We start from the raw sequence: 18,013 nt of genomic DNA, 5'->3' as shown, positions 1-18,013 counted from the left end.
GCCTTGAATCGTTCAACCGTCATGGGGAACCGGGGCAGGGCCCGGGCTATCGCGGCTTTTCCTCCCTTGCCGCCTGGGCCTGCACGGCCGTGATGGCCACGGTGTTGACGATGTCGGGGACGGTGCAGCCCCGGCTGAGGTCGTTGACCGGGTACCTCAGGCCCTGGAGGATGGGGCCCACGGCCACGGCGTCGGCAGATCGCTGCACCGCCTTGTAGGTGTTGTTGCCGGTGTTCAGGTCCGGGAAGACAAAGACCGTGGCCTTACCGGCCACTTCGCTGTCGGGGAGCTTGGTACGGGCCACGGCCGAATCCACGGCCGCGTCGTACTGGATGGGCCCTTCGATCTTGAGGTCCAGGCCTTTTGCCTTGGCCATGTCCCGGGCAAGGCGGGTGGCCTCGCGGACCTTTTCCACGTCGGCACCGCTTCCCGATCCCCCGGTGGAATACGAGAGGAGGGCCACCGTGGGGTCGATGTGGAAGGTGCGGGCGGTTTCGGCCGAGCTGATGGCGATTTCAGCAAGCTGGGCAGCATCGGGGTCCGGGTTCACCGCGCAGTCCCCGTAGACGAGGACCCGGTCCTCCAGGCACATGAGAAAGACGCTGGAGACCAGGGAGACCCCCGGCTTGGTGCGGATGATCTGCAGGGCGGGCCGGATGGTGTCCGCCGTGCTGTGGACCGCCCCGGAGACCATGGCGTCGGCGTCGCCCTGCCGGACCATCATGGTGGCGAAAAAGTTGCGTCCCTTGACCACGTCCCAGGCATTTTCCTCGGTGATGCCCTTGTGCTTGCGCAGTTCGTAGTAGGTTCGGGCATAGGATTCGAGGAGGGGGGAGGTGTCGGGGTCGACAATGGTGGCCGAAGAGAGCCTCAGGCCCAGCTGGGTGATCTTTTCGTGGATCCGCTCGGTGTTTCCCAGCAGGGTGATGTCGGCCACCTCCCGTTGAAGGAGAAGCTCGGCGGCTCGCAGGATCCTCTCTTCGTCCCCTTCGGGCAGCACGATGTGCTGCTTTTTCTTTTTTGCCCGCTGGATGAGGTTGTACTCGAACATCTTCGGGGTGACGATGGCCGTGCGGGTGGTGACGAGTTCACGTTCCAGCTCGGCGGTGTTCACATGCTTTTCAAAGAGGGCCAGGAGCTGGGTGATTTTTCGGTCGTCGTCCGGAGAGATCTTGGTGTGGAGGCGGCTGACCCGGCTGGCGACGGGGAAGGTGTCCTCCTGCACGCTGAGGACCGGAAAACTCCGGGGGGAGGTGGTGAGCAGGTCCATGATGGTCTCGTCGGGGGTGAGGCCCCCGGTGAGGATCATGCCCGCGATGTTCTGGCGGGTGGCGGAGGCGCCGGCTGCCAGGCAGGCCACGATGACGTCGGTGCGGTCCCCTGCGGTAATGACCAGGGTGCCCCGCCGGACCCTTTTCAGCAGGTTCTGGATCTGCATGGCGCCGATGGTAAAGCTGCTTACGTGAAATCCAAGCCACTTTTCGCCGCAGAGCACCTCAGCCCCCAGGATTCGTGCCACCTCCGACACCGTGGGGCGCGCCAGGGCCGGGTTCTCCGGGATGCCGTAGATGAGCAGGGAGGCTGCCTGGGGGTTGGACCGGAGGCGACGGACAATCTCTTCGGTCTGCTCCGGCTCCGTGCGGTTGATCACGGCCCCGATGGTCTGGCATTTTTTGTCCTGAAGGGATTCTAAGGCCACTTCCATGGAGCGTACGGTTTCGTGGGTGGATTTCCCGTGGCCGTTGGCCACCAGCAGCACCGGGCAGGAGAGGTTCTTGCTGATTTCGGCGTTGATGTCGAACTCGAAGGCTGCGGTGGAGGTGGCGTAGTTGGTGCCGTCGCAGACGATGAAGTCGCAGGTCTCTTTGAGCTCGTTGTACTTTTTGATGATCCCTTCGATGACCTCCATGGGCTTGCCCCTTGTGGCAAGGTCCGTGGCCTCCCTGGCCGAGTAGCCGTACATCTTCTCGTAGGGGGTATCCAGGCCGAAGTGGGTGGCGATGAGGTGGGTGTTGCTGTCCCGCTCTTCAAGACCCGAGATGATGGGACGGAAAAAACCCACCCGGCCGATTTTTCGATGCAGCAGCTCCATCACCCCCAGGACTATGGCTGATTTTCCGCTTCTCGCCTCTGTTCCCGCAATATACAGACTGTCGGACATCTTATCCTCCCTCGTCACCCGTGAAAAGCCCGGATCTTGTGGATCGCCGTGAAGGGATGGGGGCAGGCACGTCATGGACTGCACCCCTGCCGTTGCGATTCATCGCCGGGTTTGCCGTCGTGCATGGTCTCGTCGTGTAGATGGCTGTGGAATCTGTGCCCGCAGGCCGTCGCGGGCGGTAAGTGTGTGCTGCGAATAACCCATTTTGTCTCAGAGATCGCAGGGTTCGTCAAGCCTCATCTCATCTTCTGCAGGGCGCTTTTTCCATGGGTGCCAAGGGGTGTTCCCCTTCCAGGGGGCGGGTGGCTGACGGTGGCAATCAGGGCTCATGGGGTTGGGTTAAACTGAAAAAATGTATTGTATTGTAATTAATTTTTTATGGTGAAACGGCTTTTTGCGGAAGATATTGTGAGTAAAATCCGCAGGGGTGGGTGGAAACATATATTGAGTTCAAAATAATTTCATGGTAGGTCATAGATCAATGTTTTTACCTGGTAAACGGGCGGTAACGGGACAGGCCCTTTGCTGTCATGGCGGAAATTATACCTGGGCGGGAGATTATGGACGAGGTAGACAGTCATCTTGAACACGTGGATTGCACCAAGCTTTTCTTTACAGACCTCAACGGCAGGCTCATGAACCTGTCGGTGAACAAGCACAAAATCGGCGAAATTTTTGAAAACGGCGTGGGGTTTGACGGCAGCTCCATAGCCGGGTTTGCCAACGTGGAGCACAGCGATCGCATCCTGATGCCGGATGCGGGCACCCTCTGGAAAATTCCCTTTGAAGAGGAGAAGGTGGGCTTTTTCATCGCCAATGTACTCAACGAGGAGGGCGCGCCGGCTGCCGTGGATCCCCGGACCATTCTTCAGGAGGTGGTCCGGAGCGCCGAAGAGGAGTTCGGCTTCCGGTTTCTGGTGGGGCCCGAACACGAATTTTTCCTGCTCAACGGCGATGAATTTGCCCTGACCGCAAAGCGGGGCTTTCCCTCGGACGTTCACACCGACCAGGCAGGCTACTTCCACTCCACCCCCCACGACAAGGGCCAGGCCATTCGCCAGCAGATCACGGATGTCCTGGAACGTTGCGGGGTTGTCTACGAAAAATCCCACCACGAAGTCACCCCGTCCCAGCACGAGATCAACCTGGAGTGCACCGACCCCGTGAGCGCGGCAGACCGGACCCTATTGTTCACCTATGTTGCCCAGCGGGTGGCCCAGGAGAACGGGTTCTATGCCAGTTTTATGCCCAAGCCCTTCAAGGAGCACAACCGCAACGCCTTTCACATGCACCTTTCCGTTCAGGACGCCGAGGGCACCAACCTCTTTTACGACGAGTCCGCAGATCAGAACCTGAGCACCGTGGCCCGTCAGTTCATCGCCGGGATCCTCAAGTACGCCCGGGAAACCTCTGTGGTCATGGCCTCCACCGTCAACTCCTACAAGGCGTATGTGGTGGAAAAAGAAGCCCCCATCGTGCGCGGCTGGGGGTTTCGAAACCGCAGCTCCATGGTTCGGGTCCCATACACCACAAGCCCTTCGGCCACCCGCATCGAGCTGCGCAACCCGGATCCGGCGGGCAACGTTTACCTTCAGATGGCGACCCTCATCGCCATGGGCCTGCAGGGCATCCGGGAGGCCTTGGCCTCGGACAACCCGGACAAGGGCAGCACCTACGAGCGTGATTACCAGATGAAGGTCTGGGACGAGCGCTTTCTGCCCAGGACCTTCTACGAAGCACTGGTGGAGGCCGAACGCAGCGATTTTCTGAAGGGGTTCCTGGGGGAGAAGCTCTACGACAACTTCATGACCCTGAAAATCGAGGAGTGGGAAGCGGATCGCGTCCACATCTCGGCAAGGGAGCAGCGCCAGTATCTCTCCATCTGACGCCATGGCAGGGTGAACATGCTCCCTTGAATGAACTTCTTACTGAAGGCCCGGCAGGCATCCGCCCGCCGGGCCTTTTGTGTTTTCTGAAAGGAAACCATTGGAAAAAATTGGCCTTGTTTTAACTTTTTTTTGCCTTTGCCTCGGTATACGGTTCCATCCCGGATGGTGTGTGTGAAAAAACGGCTGCGGAAAACATGGGTGGTTGCCCTGCAATGCCTCAAGACAACGAGGTGTCGAAAGAATGGTTGCTGAGGAAAACAAACAATGAGCTCTCCTTCACGTGTGCTGTTCATCGGGTGGGATGCGTCGTGCTGGGACGCCATCTTCTCCCTGATGGAGAGCGGAACGGTACCTGCAACGGATCGGGAAGGTTCTCTTTTCAGGGTGTTGTGTGGGGCGCTGGACGAGGTGAAAGACGGCGCCACGGTGGTTCTTGTTGCCGCTGACGAGGAGCCGGGCCTTTTTTTGGCCCTGGGGGAGTTGTTTCTGAAGATGGGGTGCTGGAGCGACGCGGAGACATACTTCAAGCGAACCCTTGCCGTGGTCCCGGACAATTCCGGGGCGACCCTCGGGCTGAGGCGGTGCGCCGTGGCGCGTCGGCGATGCCAGGAGGCTGCCGAGGAGGCGCTGACGTCTGTGGGGGTCAGGTTTCACTACCCCGACGGGCATGACGTGCTGGCAAGGGCCCTGGTGCAACTGGGGGTCTCAGAAAAGGCAAGGGACGCCGTGAGGCCGGGCCATGGGTACAGGCGCTGTGCCGGCGAGGAGGCCGGGGCCGAGTGGTATCGGGCCCTGGCCCGCCAGGCACGCAGGCGCATCCATGCCCTCAAGGCCGAAACCCCTGCCGCGTCCGCGGAACCTTACAGGGTACCCTGCGGTAGCAGCTGCGCTTCTTTGTCCGGCGTGGCCAGCGGTTCGTCCCACGAAAGGCTGCAGGGGCCTGTCCCCGGTTAGCCGAGGGAGACCTCGTCCACCTGGGGCGGGGTGATGGTGACCACGTCGATGATGGCCTCTTCGGTGATGAGCTGGAAGTGGTGCAGGGGGTGCTTCATGGTGGAAGCCGCGTAGGTTTCGGCCCGGACATAGTCGAGGAAGGGGGAGGCCTTGTAGGTCCTGAGCAGGGTCCCTGAATAGGTCCCGGCATCGGCCTCGCGGGTGTAGCTGGCGTTGAGGCTCTCTAAGGCCATGATCTCGCCGGGGAAGGCGATGTGAAAGAGGCGGGGGGGCCTTCTGGGGGACGATTTGCCGTTTTCTTTCGACTCTTCCGCCCAGATCTCAAGGGTGCCTGCAACCTCCATGCGCATCAGCACAAGGGCGTCGGCGCTGTTGATCTGCGAATAATCCATGGGGCCATCCATTGTTTTGGTTCACGGGGAATACCCTTAGTGTAATTCGGTGCCCGGGGAAGATCAAGGGATCCTTTGGTGGAAGCCGCATCCTGTAAAATCTTGGCTGGCCCTTGCCCGGGTTTCTGATATAGATTGCCAAAGGCAAACGTTTTTTTATGGGCAACGTCTTCGGCAGGGTTCCCAAAAGATGGCAGACATTCTTCACTCCAAGCTCCTTGCGCCTCACCAGCAGGGCCTCCTCGACCGGGGACGGCTCCATGCGTGCTTCGGTGAGCTTTTCCAGCGAAAAATCACGACAGTGGTGGCCGGGGCCGGCTACGGCAAAAGTACTCTGGTGGCCCGGGCCTTGGGCCAAGGCGGGGCACAGACCGTCTGGTACCGACTGGATGCCTTTGACCGGGACCTGTCGGTGTTCATGGGGTACCTCATCAGCGGGATCGAAGGGCTCGCCCCCGGGTATGGCGGGATGCTCCCGGCCGTCCCGGAGAGGGTCTCGGTCTCCCGGGAGGAGCGTGAAGCGTTTCTCCTGTCCTTTGCCAAGGGCCTCGAAGAGATGGTCGCCACCGAGACCGTCATTGTGCTGGATGACTACCATCTGGTGGGCGAGAGCGCCGAGGTCAACGGGGCCCTCGATTTTCTCCTGGAGAGACTCCCTCCCTTGATGCATGTGGTTGTCATCAGCCGGACGGCACCGCCCCTTCGCCTGTCGAGGCTTCGGGTGGCAGGGGGGCTTCGTGAGATCGGTGAGCGGGAGCTTGCCTTTACCGAGGAGGAGATCGGCACGCTCTTTTCCCGGGTGTTCGGCATGCCCCTTTCACGGGACGCCGTGGGACATCTGCGTGAGAAAAGCGGGGGATGGGCCGCCAGTCTCATGCTGTTTCGATGTTCTCTGCAGGATGCGGGGGACCGCGGGGTGGAGGGCAGGCTCTGGGAGCTCAAAGGATCCCAGGGCTACGTTTTTTCCTACCTGGAGGAGAATGTTTTCGAGACGCTGGGGCCCGACGAACAGGATTTTCTGGTGAAGAGCTCCCTGCTTGCCACCCTTGACCCCGGGCTGTGCGATGCCGTCCTGGGCATTGACGACTCCCTGGAGCGCCTTCGGGCCCTCGAAGACCGCCACCTGCTCACCTTCTCCCTGGACCCAGGCCGCAGGTCCTTTCAGTATCACCACCTGCTCCGGGATTTTTTGCGGGAAAAGCTATCCGAACAGGTGAGCAGCGAGGCCATTGGCGCCCTTCACCTTGGGGCGGGAAAGGCCATGGAAACGGACACGCCCCTGGAGGCCCTGAACCACTACCTTGACGGGCAGTGGTACGATGAGGCGGCCCGGGTGGTGGCGGCCCTGGAGGGCCGGTTCATCATCCAGGGCAAGGTCCGTTCCTTAAGGGCGTGCCTGGAGGCGTTTCCTTCGACTTACCGAAACCGGACCCCCCATCTTCTGACTATCGAGGCAAAGCTTCTGTCCTGTGCGGGCATGCCCCGGGAGGCCATCGCGCTGTTGAGGCGTGCCCTGGTTCTTTTTCGAGGTGTCCATGACGGGCCCAACGAGATGAAGTGCCTGTCGAACCTGGGGTTTCTCTACTACTACACCGGCAACGTGCGTGAAGCCAGACTCCTGCTGGAGCAGATCGTGGGGGGCCAGGACCCGCACTCCGAGACCTACGCCTTTACCATGACCTTCCTTATCTTTTTTGCCGCGGTGCTGGGGGATATGGAGGCCTCGGACGCCTACACCCGGGAGGCCATGGATGCCATCTCGCTTCTGGACGAACCCGACCGGTCCGCAAACCTCACCATCGTGGAAACCTCCCTTGCCTACCGTCTTTACTACGCAGGGGAGTTCAAAGCTTCCCTGGAGGTGAGCCGCCGCTCCCTTCAACGGGCCGGTGAGCACGGGCTGGACTTCTGCCTGCCCCTGACCTACTACCAGCTTTCTGTGTGCTGCTTTTTCCTGGGCGCCTTTGATGACGGGTGCGCCTATGCGGAGCAGGGTATCGCAGCCTCCGAGGCCATTGACCTCAACGACAGCCAGAAGGGGTGGGTCTACGTGGCCTGGGCCCAGAACTGCCTGGGCTTGGGAGCCCCGGACAGGGCCGAGTCCCTGGCGCGAAAGGGACTTGCCATCTTTGAGTGCCCGGGGAACCGCTGGGGCATGGCCTGTACCCACGACCTTTTCCATGAAATCAGCCTGGCGCGGGGCGATGCCGGGTCTGCCCGGGCAAGCCTGGAGACCGCCGCAGGCCTCATCGAAGGCTATGGCCTTACCGTCACCGAAGGGATCCTGGGCATCGGCAAGGCCGGGCTGGCCCTGGAAGGGGGCGATCCGGAAAGAGCCCTGGGCCTTCTTGGGGAGTGCCGGGACAAGGTCCGGCCCGCCGCCCATCATCTCCTTTCCCTTTATCTCCTTGAGACAAGGTGCCTGCTGGCGGCTTCGCGCGGGCAAGAGGCCCAGGCCGCCTTTGAGAGCGCCCTGGACCTTGCCGCAGGCAGGGGCCTGGCCCACCGGGTGACCGGCGAGGCAGCTCAGCTCGTGCCCCTTCTGGTGCGATGTTATGCAAAAGGCTTCAGGACAGAGCTGGTGGTGCGTCTCCTCAAGGCCATGGGTGCCCCCGCAACAGATGGCCTGGCAGCCCTTGCAAGGGCCAAGGATCCTGCGGATAAAGGCGCTGCAAAAGCGCTGATGGCCCTTATGCCCACCCCGGCCGCGCCCCCTTTGACCCTCTCCCTTCTTGGGCCTTTCACCGTTGCTGTGGGGGATGACGCGATTTCTCCCGAGGCCTGGACCAGCACCAAGGCCCTGACAATTCTACAGGTCTTGGCGGCAAAGCATCGTACCGGTTTTGTCCATCGGGAGACCCTCACCGAACTTCTCTGGCCCGAAGAAGATGCTGAAAAGACTGCCAAGCGCTTCAACGTGGCCATGAGTGCCCTGCGCGCCACCCTGGAGCCCCACCGCACCGCCAAAGGGGCCTCGTCCTATCTTGTGAGGCAGCAGGACGCCTATCGGCTCGACCTGGGCGATGGGGGAATCATCGACGTGGAGGTGTTTCTGGATCACCTGGACGCCCTGGACAACGAAAAGGACGCCTCCCTTAAGGACCTCCTTGCCGCCGAAGCCTGCTGGAAAGGCCCTTTCCTGAAAGAGTACCCCTTTGACGCCTGGTGCCAGCCGGAGCGCGACTCCCTGACAACCCGGTACCTTGCCCTGCTTATCCGGATCATGGATCACCCGGACATGGCGGGCGATCCTGCCAAAGCCCTTGCCTGCGCCGAAACCTACCTGGGCCTCGACCCCCATGCCGAACCCGTCTACCGCACCGTTATGCGCCTTAATGCCCGCATGGGCAACAACGCCGGGGTGGTGACCGCCTACACAGCCTGCCAAACCCACATGCAGGCCCTGGGATGCCCCTTGCACGAAAAAACCATGGTGCTGTACGAACAGCTTATTGGCTGAAAGGTTTTGCCTCATGACGGTACCGGACCTTCGGGTACCGTTGCTCGCTCCCAGGCTTTGCCTGGGAGTGTCGGTTGCAAGGCTCTGCCTTGCCGGTGTGAAGCATAGCGGCGTAATGGATTTCCCTTACCGGGTGAAGCGATTTCGGTCGTGGAGGCAGAGCCTCCGTGCATCATTCCCAGGCGGAGCCTGGGAACGAAAGGTAAGGGCATTGCCCCTTGCCTTTGGCATTCAGAACGAGCGCAGCCCGTAAGCAAATGCGCAGGGCGAGGAACGAGCCCCGGAGCATTTGCGAGCCTGGGTTCCAAGGGCTCAGCCCTTGGCCGCCGGAGGCACGCTTTTCCCTGGCTTTTTTACTGCTGCTTTATTCCTGCTTAACTTGCAATTTGTATACTCCCTCCCGACAGATGTTTGATGACTTGGAATCTTTCTATGCGGAGGGCGTATGCTTGAGTTGGCGACAAAGGGCGGAAAAGGCTATTGGGCCTGGATTGGGGGGCTTCTGGCGGTACTGGTGCTGGGGGCGTTGTGTTACGGGCAGCAGCTTGAACACGGACTGATGATCACGGGCCAGAGCCGGGATGTCTCCTGGGGATTTTACACGGCCCAGATGACCTTTCTGGTGGGGGTGGCGGCAGGGGGGGTGATGCTGGTGCTTCCGTATTACCTCCATGACTACAAGGCCTTCGGACGGATCACGGTGCTGGGGGAATTTCTGGCCGTGGCTTCCATTGTGATGTGTTTTCTCTACCTGCTCATTCATCTGGGGCAGCCCTTTCGGGCCCTGAATATTTTCCTCAATGCCACGCCGTCGTCCATGCTTTTCTGGGACGGCAACGTGCTGATGGCTTACCTTGTCATGAACATCATCATCGGGTGGAATGTCCTTGAGGCCGAGCGTAACGGGGTGGCACCAGCCCCCTGGGTGAAAGTGCTGGTGTATCTTTCCATTCCCATGGCCTTTGCCATCCACACCATGACGGCCTTTATCTACTGCGGCCTTCCCGGTCGGGGGTTCTGGCTGACGGCCATCCTGGCCCCCCGGTTCCTTGCCTCGGCCTTTGCGGCGGGTCCGGCCCTTTTGATCCTGCTCTGCTTTGTTATTCGAAAGGTCTCGGACTTCGACCCCGGCCAGAAGGCCGTAAGGACCCTTGCCGTCATCACCGCCTACGGCATGGTGGCCAATCTCTTTTTCCTGGGGTGCGAGGTGTTTGTGGCGTTTTACTCCCGGATTCCCGAGCACATGGACCACCTGAAGTACCTCTACGTGGGACTCCATGGCCACGGGGTTCTCGTTCCGTGGATGCGGGTTTCCCTGCTTCTCATGGGGGCGGCGGCGCTGCTGCTTGTTCCCCCTGTGACCAGAAACAACGAGACGATCCTTGCTGTTGCCTGCCTCAGCGCTTTTGTGGGAATCTGGATCGACAAGGGCCTCGGTATGATTGCAGGGGGTTTTATCCCGTCTCCCCTCCACCATGTCACCGAGTATGTGCCCTCTTTCATGGAACTGATGATCTCAGCGGGCATCACGGCCATCGGTCTTCTGGTCCTTACCGTGCTCTACAAAATAACCCTGGGTGTGAAACAGGGCGGTTGAAGAAAACAATGAAAAAACATGCCTCCGGCAGTGAGGTGTGCCACCTCGAAAGCTGGTTGCGAATGCTCCCGGCCTTCATTCCTCAGGCCCATCACATTCGCTGACGGGCTGTGCCCGTGGTAACGCAGTGGCAGGGGAGCAGAAAAAGGTGGCGATTCAGTTCAAAAAAGCCTCCGGCATCCATGCCGGAGGCATAACGGAATCGTTATTGAAAAAGATGCTACACCCCGTCGAGGATGATGTCATCGGAGGAGAGCCCCAGGATCAGGGCGAGGGCATCCCGCAATTCGTGGAGGCTCGTGAAGCGGCGGTCCGGTGCCAGGTGCTGGGCGAGCTCGTTGCCGGATTCATCCGTTGCCGAGACGACCCGGAAGCTGTCGTAATATCCTTCGTATTCAGCGTATTCCCACTCTATATCAGCGTAAATGATCATGCTTACCTGCAGAGCATAAAACCCGCTCCCACGCGGGTGATCTTTCGGTTGTAGTCGATGAGGCTGTCTCCGTACCCGTGAAATCCCTGGACCATGAAGAAGACGCCCCCTTCGGTGACGGGGATGCTCCAGGTGAGGCTTGCGGCCCCTTTGCCTTCCCGCAGGTTGCCCCGGGCCATGAGGTGGATGAGCTGCTCCCCGATGAATTGATACTTGATGTTGAACTCACTGTAGCCCATGAAATCGGCGATGTCCGGGTTGTTGCTCCCCTTGGAATCATTGGTGGAGACATCTTTGCTGTCTTCGGTGATGTACCAGAGCTTCAGCCAGGCAAGGAGGTTGCCGTCGGCGTAGAAGGGGGTGACGTAAAAGCGGTTCCAGCTTCGGGAGTCAGGCATGTCCTGGCCGTTGGATTCGTGTTCGAAGCCGAGGTCTGCCCCCATCTTGTTGACAAGGGACCCGTTTCCCAGCATTCGGTGAAGGGGGCTGCCCGGCAGGAACCGGTAAAAGATCTCCGGGTTGTAGTTGGTCTCCCGGAAGGGGGAGGACTCATGCTCGTTGTAGGCCTGCCAGAAGGACTTCTGGGTGTAGGCCACGTGAAACCCGGTGTTCATGATCTGCTTTTTCAGGCTGAACTGAAAGACGACCTCGCTGTGTTCGCTGTGGTAGGCATCGGACCAGGTGAAGGGCATGATCCAGGTGGCCTTGTGCCGGGAAATGCCCCGGGCCATGTCGGTGATGGTGTAGTCAAAGGCGCGGGCGGGTGTTGAAAACACAAGCCCGGCAAGGAGCAGGAGGAGGGAAAAAGCACGTGGGCGCATGGGGTTACCTTTTCAAAGCTCGCATGGGTCTGAGGGCCTTCGCGTGGAAGGCCCCGGTGAGAAGCGTGCTGCTTGCATATCAGCGCCGTACGTTAGCATGAAGGCGCATGTGTGAAAAGGTTTGACGTATCGCATACATTGTTTTGAGAAGGGGCCACGCTACGATGCCGTTGACGTCATGGGTGGTCGGAGGGATTAGCGGGAGAGCATGATGCCCACGCCCACGCGGGAGACGGACCGGTTGTAGTCGATGAGGCTGTCCCCGTATCCGTGGAATCCCTGGACCATGAAAAAGGCCCCGCCGTCGGTGATGGGAATGCTCCAGGTGAGGCTCGCGGCCCCTTTGCCCGTTGCCGGATTGCAGCGGCCCATGAGGTTGAAGAGCTGGTCCCCGTAGGTCTGGTAGGTAAGGTGGAGTTCCCCGTACCCCATGTAATCGGCGATGTCCGGGTTGTTGCTGCCGCTCTTTCCGTCTTCGGGGACATCTTTGCTGTCCTCGGTGATGTACCAGAGTTTTAGGGCCACAAGCAGGTTGCCGTCGGCGTAGTACGGGGTGAGGTAGGCTCGGTTCCAGCTTCGGGACTCGGGCATGGAGCGACCGTTGGACTCGTGTTCGAAGCCGATGTCCAGGCCCAGGTTCTGGCTTCCCATGGACTGGAACAGGTCGTTGCCGGGTTCAAAACGGTAGAAGATTTCGGGATTGTAGTTTGTCTCGCGAAAGGGGCTGGATTCGTCTGTGTTGTAGGCCTGCCAGAAGGATTTCTGGGTGTAGGCCACATAGAGCCCGGTGTCCATGATTCGCTTTTTGACGCTGATCTGAAAGACCGCTTCGGTTTCGTCTCCGTTGTACTCATTGGACCAGGTGGCGGGCATGATCCAGGTGGGTTTGTGAAGGGAGATTCCTTTGGCCACATGGGTGATATGATCTCCTGCGGCCCCTGCCGGTTGTGTCGCGAAGAGGGTGGCCGTGAAAAGCGCTATGGCCACAATAAAACGAAAAATCATCAGTTTGTCCTGCCTGGAAATGATGGGGTGGTCAACTTAGCGGAAGACACCGCACCGTGCGGCGTCTTCGGATGTTCCCGCGGGGATGCGGGAACGGTGTTTTATCATATAACGGTCAATGGGGAGTTTCCCTTGAGGGAATAATGTCAGGGGACGGCGCGGAAGGCATGGCCTGCGCGCCTTTTTTCAGGGGGCTCTGGTCTCGGGAGCCGTCAGATCATCACCTCAATTTCCCGGATCCATTTGTTGAGTCGCTTGGCCGAGACCTTTTCCCGGGTGCCGATCTCCTGGGCGTAGATTGAGATCTTGAACTCTTCGATGGACCAGAAGAGGGCCTCGATGGCCTCTTTTTTCTCTTCGGAGGAGTCGGGGTTGAGGGAGGCCACCAGGCTGTTCATGGCCTGGACAAAGGGAGCCACTTCCCGGGCTTTGACGCGGTCTTTTTCCGGGGCGTCAAAGGCGCGCTTGGCGCGCAGGGCGATGGCCCGGATGTGGCGCTCCAACTGGGTGAGGCGGCTGGGGCCGTAGAGGTCGATGAAGTTTTTGGGGACCAGAAGGTCCAGCTCGTTTCGCATCATGCCGGTCAACAGCTGGCCCGCCGGGGTCTTGGAGCGCCGGAGCTCCTCGGTGTAGATGAGGCTGCTGGTGGTGTGGTACTCGGTGAGGATGGCCTCCACCGCGGCCAGGAGCTTGGTTCCCGTGGCGTAGAGTTTTTTGGACACTTCGCTGACGTGGGCCTCGAAGGCAGCGCTGGTGCGGATATCTGCGGCAAAGAGCAGCTCCGTGGTCTTGGCGGCCAGGGCCGTGGTGAGGGGGGCGTCCCCTCCGAAGTAGGCGGCGCGTTTTTTTGCCTCTCCGGTGAGTTTCAGGTCTTTAGAGAGGCTTCTGACCTCTTTGGCCAGGCGCAGGGCTGTGAGGGCCGATACCCCTTTTCTGTGAAGGCGCAGGGCCTCCTTGTCGTGGCGATGGAGGACAAGGTCCACGGAGCTTTTGCGCACGGTCAGGGCCGGGTAGGCAAAAAGGCCTCCGGGCGCGGGGACGGAGGCTGGGATCTCGTCCATGGGCCATTCGGTGAGGCCGGTTTTCTCCCAGGTGCGGCTCAGCTTGCGGAAAGCGTCGTCCTTGGGGGCCACGGCCTCGGCGGCCGGGGTGAGGAGGACGGATTTGTCCCGGGACGCGGCCAGCTCCTTGCCCTTGGCGCCGGTGACGGCGATGCGTACCTTGAGGTGATCGGGCACGGCCCCGGCCTGCCAGGCGTTGGGGGGAATGCGCACCCCGAACCTGCGGGCAATGAAGGAGCCCAGGGCGGTGATGAGGGGGCGGGTGGGAAAGGCTCCCTGTTTCAGGGTGTCGAGCTCTTCCATCTCCCGGGCGATGACGGCAACGGTATCGGAGACGGGCACCAACCGCTTGCGGTGCTCCTTGGGCAGGGCCTTGATCATGGCCTCGATCTTTTCGGGCATGAGGCCGGGCACCACCCAGTCCAGGGCCTCTTTGGAGAGGGCTTTGGCCGAGTGGGCCGGAACGGTGAGGGTGACGCCGTCTTTCTCTTTTCCCGGTTCAAAGGCGTAGGAGAGGGAAAAGGTACCGCCCCCCACGGTGATGCCCTTGGGAAAGGCTGCCAGCTCCTCTTCTTCCGGGGTGTACCGGGCGATGGCCTCGGGATCCATCATCAAGTGGGCGTCTCCCCCGGCCACCTTGAGGTGCCGTGAGAAGGTGCGGATGTCCCAGGTGTTGGTGATTTTGTCCGCGTAAAAGGAGAAAAGATCCTCTTCGCTGATGAGGATGTCCCGCCTTCGGATGCGGTCTTCCACCTCCCGGACGTCGTCGATGAGGGCCCGGTTGTGTTCTAAAAAGGTAAAATGCCGGTTGCCTTTGGGCACCTCCAGATCCCCTTCCACCAGGGCGCTGCGGATGAAGAGGCGGGTGGCCTCTTCCGGGTCGGTGGGCCCAAAGAGGACCTTGCGGTCTGCGACGATGATCAGGCCGAAGAGGGTGACCTGCTCGTCGGCCACCACCGCGCCCATCTTCTTTTCCCAGCGGGGGTTGGAGAAGGTGCGCTTCACAAGGTCTCCTCCCAACTCTTCCAGCCAGTCCGAGTCGATGCGGGCGACGTTCCGGGCAAAGAGCCGGGAGGTCTCCACCATCTCCGATGCCACGATCCACTGCCCCCCTTTGTTGAAGAGCCCGGACCCCGGAAAGATCATCACCTCGCGCCCTTTGGTGGCGTTGTAGCGGTTTTTTTCCTTGCAGGTGGCGATGCTGGAGAGGTAACCGGCCAGGATGGACTTGTGGATGGCGGTGTACTCGGCCCCGAAGGTCGCTTTTTTCCCCTTTTGGGGCTCAGCCGGTCGGGTGGATTTTTGGGTGACGTCCGGGGAGAACTCCTTTGCAATGCGGGAGAGCTGGCCGTGGATGTCGATCCATTCTCGCATGCGAAGGAAGGAGACGTAGTTCTCTTTGCAGAAGGCCTTCATGGCACTCATTTTTTTGGTGCCCCCCATGTGCTCCTTGAACCGTTTCCAGATGTTGAGCAGGGTCACGAAGTCGGAGCTGGGATCTTTGAAGGCCGCGTGTTTCTGGTCGGCCTGGGCCTCCTTGCCGTCGGGGCGTTCCCTGGGGTCCCGGATGGTCAGGGCCGAGATGATGACCAGAACCTCTTCGAGGCAGCCGTTGGCCGAGGCATCGATGAGGATGCGGGAGAGCTTGGGGTCCACGGGGATGGAGGCCATGATGCGGCCGGTGCGGGTGAGGGCATGGCGCACCTCGCCGTTTCGGCCCTTGGTCTCCTGGATGGCCCCGAGCTCCAGGAGGGTCTGGAAGCCGTCGGCAATGCTCTGGGGGGAGGGAGGGTCCACAAAGGGGAAGGTCTCCACCCGGCCGAGTTTTAAGGAAAGCATGCGCAGGATGACCTCGGCCAGGTTTGCCCGCAGGATCTCCGGCAGGGTGAACAGGGGGCGGCTCTCTAAGGATGCCTCGTCGTAGAGGCGGACGCACACCCCGTTTTCCACACGGCCGCAACGTCCTTTTCGCTGGTCGGCGCTGGACCTGGAGATCTCCATGACCGGCAGGCTGGTGGTGCGGGTGCGCGGGGAGTAGCGGGGGATTCGGGCCACGCCCGTGTCGATGACGTACTTGATGCCCGGAATGGTGATGGAGGTCTCGGCCACGTTGGTGGAGACAATCACCTTGCGGCCAAAGGCGCTCTGGAAGACCTTTTTCTGGTCGTGGGCGGAGAGGCGTGCATACAGGGGCAGCACGGTCATGGCCTTGTGGCGCCTACCTTCGATCATGTCACAGGCCTCTTTGATGTCGGCCTCCGTGGGCATGAAGATGAGGACATCCCCGTAGGGGCCCAGGGCCACGAGCTGGTCCAGGGCGGTGACCGCGGCCTCCACGTAGCTGTCGTCCTTGGATTCCAGGGGCTGGTGGATCACCTCCACGGGGAAGGTCCGGCCGGACACCTCGATGATGGGGGCCCCGGAAAAGGCCTTGGAGAATTTTTCCGTGTCGATGGTGGCCGACGTCACAATGACCTTCAGGTCACGCCGCTTTTTCACCAGGGTGCGCAGGATGCCGAGGATAAAGTCGATGTTCAGGCTGCGTTCGTGGGCCTCGTCCACGATGATGGTGTCGTAGGTGGAGAGGAAGGGGTCGCCCTGGGCCTCGGCCAGGAGGATCCCGTCGGTCATGAGGCGGATGGTGCCGTCTTTGTCCCCGGTTTCGTGGAATCGGATCTTGTAGCCCACGCTGTTGCCGGGCTCTTCGCCCATCTCTTCGGCCAGGCGGTTGGCCACGGAGACAGCAGCAATACGCCGGGGCTGGGTCACGGCGATGAGCCCGCCCGTGCCGCGGCCTGCTTCCACGCAGAATTTGGGGATCTGGGTGGTCTTTCCTGAGCCGGTCTCCCCGGAAATGATCACCACCTGATGCTTCTTGATGGTCTCGACGATCTCGTCTCTTCGGGCGGTGACCGGAAGGTCCGGGTTGTAGTTGAGGGCAGGCGGGTTCTGGCGGCGGCGGTTGCGCTCGTCCATGGACGCTGCAAGGCGCTCCCGGAGGGACGTGAGCCTTCCCATGGCTTTCTCGTCCGGGGTGTTGATGCGTTCGAGTTTCTTCAGGTCCCGCCGCAAGGGGTGACGGTCCCTGATCATGGTGCGGCCCAGGCTCCGTAAGGCCCGTTCCACCTCTTTTTTAAACGCCTGTGATTCCATGCGTCTCCTGCTCTCCACGGGTGATAAATCCTCCGGGGTTTTCCACTATTACCCCGGCTTCGGCAGGGACACTTTAATGACAATGCCATGTAAAATCAAGGCCACTGCGAGGCGTGGGCAGGACCAATGCATTTAAAAAATCAGTTGCCTCCGGCGGGTCGCTTTTTGAAAAAAGCTCCGCAAAAACTTTCCGGTAATCAAAGCGCTTATCTCCAGCCCCGCAGGGGCTGGAGATAAGCGCTTTGATAAATTAAAAAAAAAGAGGGACTATGCTCTGAAGTAACGCACCTTCAAAAAACAAAATCTGTTTGTCAAACTTTTCAAAAGTTTGGCCCCCGGCAGGGCCGCCGGAGGCCAAAATCTAAATGCGTTAACCCTGTAGGCGTGGGTTTCTCCCTTTGCAACCGTTCGGTTCCAAAGAGCCTTCTATGGTTAAAGTGGGGAAAAAGCAAGCCTTCGGCGGCAAGGTGGGGCACCTTGAAACCCTTTGTTGCGTGCAGGGATGGATGGGCGAGGCTGAGGCCGGCTACGGATGAAAGGTGCTGAGCAGCTCGTCGATGCGGTCGTTTCTGCGGCGCGCTTCGGTGAGCATCTCAGGGTTGTGGGAGGCCTTTTCCAGGCTTTCGGCAAGGGCGAGGTTTTCTTGCCGGAGGGCGGTGAGCTGGTCTGTCAAGGAGTCCAGAGCCTCGTTGACCATCTCTGCTTCGTCCCGGAGATAGTCCCGTTCCCGAAGCCGGATGCGACGTGAGAGGTTGCCTTCTGCTATGGACTCAAAGGTGCGGGTAAAGTTGACCAGGGGGCCGCAGATGCGGTGGGTCATGATCACCAGGTGGACGAAAAAAAAGAGGAAAAGAACCAGCACGGCGGGCACGAGGCGCTGGGCCAGCAGGAGAAAGACCTGGGCGGCCTCGTACTGGGCGTTGGGATCGGAGGGGTCAAACATGGCGTGGAGAACGGGCAGGAGGGCAAAGGCAAGGGTCACGGCAAGGGTGATGGCCATGTACCCTAAGCTGACAAAGATCAGGCGGAGCTGAAGGGAGCGGTTGATGACATAGTTTCTCAGCTTGCGTTCATGATCCTTGGACAT

Annotated in this window: 11 protein-coding genes; 4 read left to right on the top strand and 7 right to left on the bottom strand. The window is 60.5% G+C overall.

What is annotated here, in order from left to right; translation table 11 throughout:
- Positions 1–46 precede the first annotated feature (46 nt).
- The gene (gene pta / locus MSL71_RS03720) at positions 47–2,161 is read right to left on the bottom strand and encodes a phosphate acetyltransferase (protein ID WP_180137304.1); all 2,115 of its coding nucleotides are present in this window, start codon (positions 2,159–2,161) and stop codon (positions 47–49) included.
- Between the two features lie 560 nt (positions 2,162–2,721).
- Here pta and MSL71_RS03715 point away from each other — a divergent pair.
- Together MSL71_RS03715 and MSL71_RS03710 are read left to right on the top strand one after the other, a co-directional pair.
- A complete protein-coding gene (locus tag MSL71_RS03715; protein WP_180137303.1) occupies positions 2,722–4,047 on the top strand; it encodes a glutamine synthetase family protein in 1,326 nt (441 codons plus the stop codon).
- Positions 4,048–4,314: 267 nt separating this feature from the next.
- Positions 4,315–5,004, top strand: coding sequence for a tetratricopeptide repeat protein (locus MSL71_RS03710; RefSeq protein ID WP_180137302.1), 690 nt, complete (start codon positions 4,315–4,317; stop codon positions 5,002–5,004).
- Here MSL71_RS03710 and MSL71_RS03705 read toward each other — a convergent pair.
- On the bottom strand, positions 5,001–5,396 hold the full coding sequence (locus MSL71_RS03705; RefSeq protein ID WP_180137301.1) for a hypothetical protein: 396 nt from the start codon (positions 5,394–5,396) through the stop codon (positions 5,001–5,003). The two genes, MSL71_RS03710 and MSL71_RS03705, sit on opposite strands and share 4 nt — an antisense overlap.
- A 190-nt stretch (positions 5,397–5,586) precedes the next feature.
- Here MSL71_RS03705 and MSL71_RS03700 point away from each other — a divergent pair, with 190 nt between their 5' ends.
- Together MSL71_RS03700 and dsrP are read left to right on the top strand one after the other, a co-directional pair.
- Positions 5,587–8,856, top strand: a complete 3,270-nt coding sequence (locus tag MSL71_RS03700; RefSeq protein ID WP_180137300.1) for an AfsR/SARP family transcriptional regulator — start codon at positions 5,587–5,589, stop codon at positions 8,854–8,856.
- Positions 8,857–9,301: 445 nt separating this feature from the next.
- A complete protein-coding gene (gene dsrP, locus MSL71_RS03695; RefSeq protein WP_180137299.1) occupies positions 9,302–10,453 on the top strand; it encodes a sulfate reduction electron transfer complex DsrMKJOP subunit DsrP in 1,152 nt (383 codons plus the stop codon).
- A gap of 220 nt (positions 10,454–10,673) precedes the next feature.
- Here the strand turns inward: dsrP and MSL71_RS03690 are convergent, their stop codons facing one another.
- The 5 genes from MSL71_RS03690 to MSL71_RS03670 all read right to left on the bottom strand — a co-directional run bounded on the left by MSL71_RS03690 (position 10,674) and on the right by MSL71_RS03670 (position 18,013).
- Positions 10,674–10,886 (bottom strand): hypothetical protein, encoded by a 213-nt coding sequence (locus tag MSL71_RS03690; protein WP_152004962.1) that lies wholly within the window; start codon positions 10,884–10,886, stop codon positions 10,674–10,676.
- A 2-nt stretch (positions 10,887–10,888) separates the two neighbouring features.
- The gene (locus MSL71_RS03685) at positions 10,889–11,707 is read right to left on the bottom strand and encodes a phospholipase A (RefSeq protein ID WP_180137298.1); all 819 of its coding nucleotides are present in this window, start codon (positions 11,705–11,707) and stop codon (positions 10,889–10,891) included.
- Positions 11,708–11,902: 195 nt separating this feature from the next.
- Positions 11,903–12,712, bottom strand: a complete 810-nt coding sequence (locus MSL71_RS03680) for a phospholipase A (protein ID WP_180137297.1) — start codon at positions 12,710–12,712, stop codon at positions 11,903–11,905.
- Between the two features lie 212 nt (positions 12,713–12,924).
- Complete coding sequence (hrpA, locus tag MSL71_RS03675; RefSeq protein WP_180137296.1) at positions 12,925–16,926, bottom strand: ATP-dependent RNA helicase HrpA; 4,002 nt, start codon at positions 16,924–16,926, stop codon at positions 12,925–12,927.
- Positions 16,927–17,452: 526 nt separating this feature from the next.
- Complete coding sequence (locus tag MSL71_RS03670; RefSeq protein WP_180137295.1) at positions 17,453–18,013, bottom strand: methyl-accepting chemotaxis protein; 561 nt, start codon at positions 18,011–18,013, stop codon at positions 17,453–17,455.

The organism is Desulfoluna butyratoxydans (genome assembly GCF_900699765.1).
Taxonomy (GTDB): Bacteria; Desulfobacterota; Desulfobacteria; order Desulfobacterales; family Desulfolunaceae; genus Desulfoluna; species Desulfoluna butyratoxydans.
Note: the sequence above shows the minus strand (reverse complement) of the source record. Positions and strands in the feature narration are given on the sequence as shown.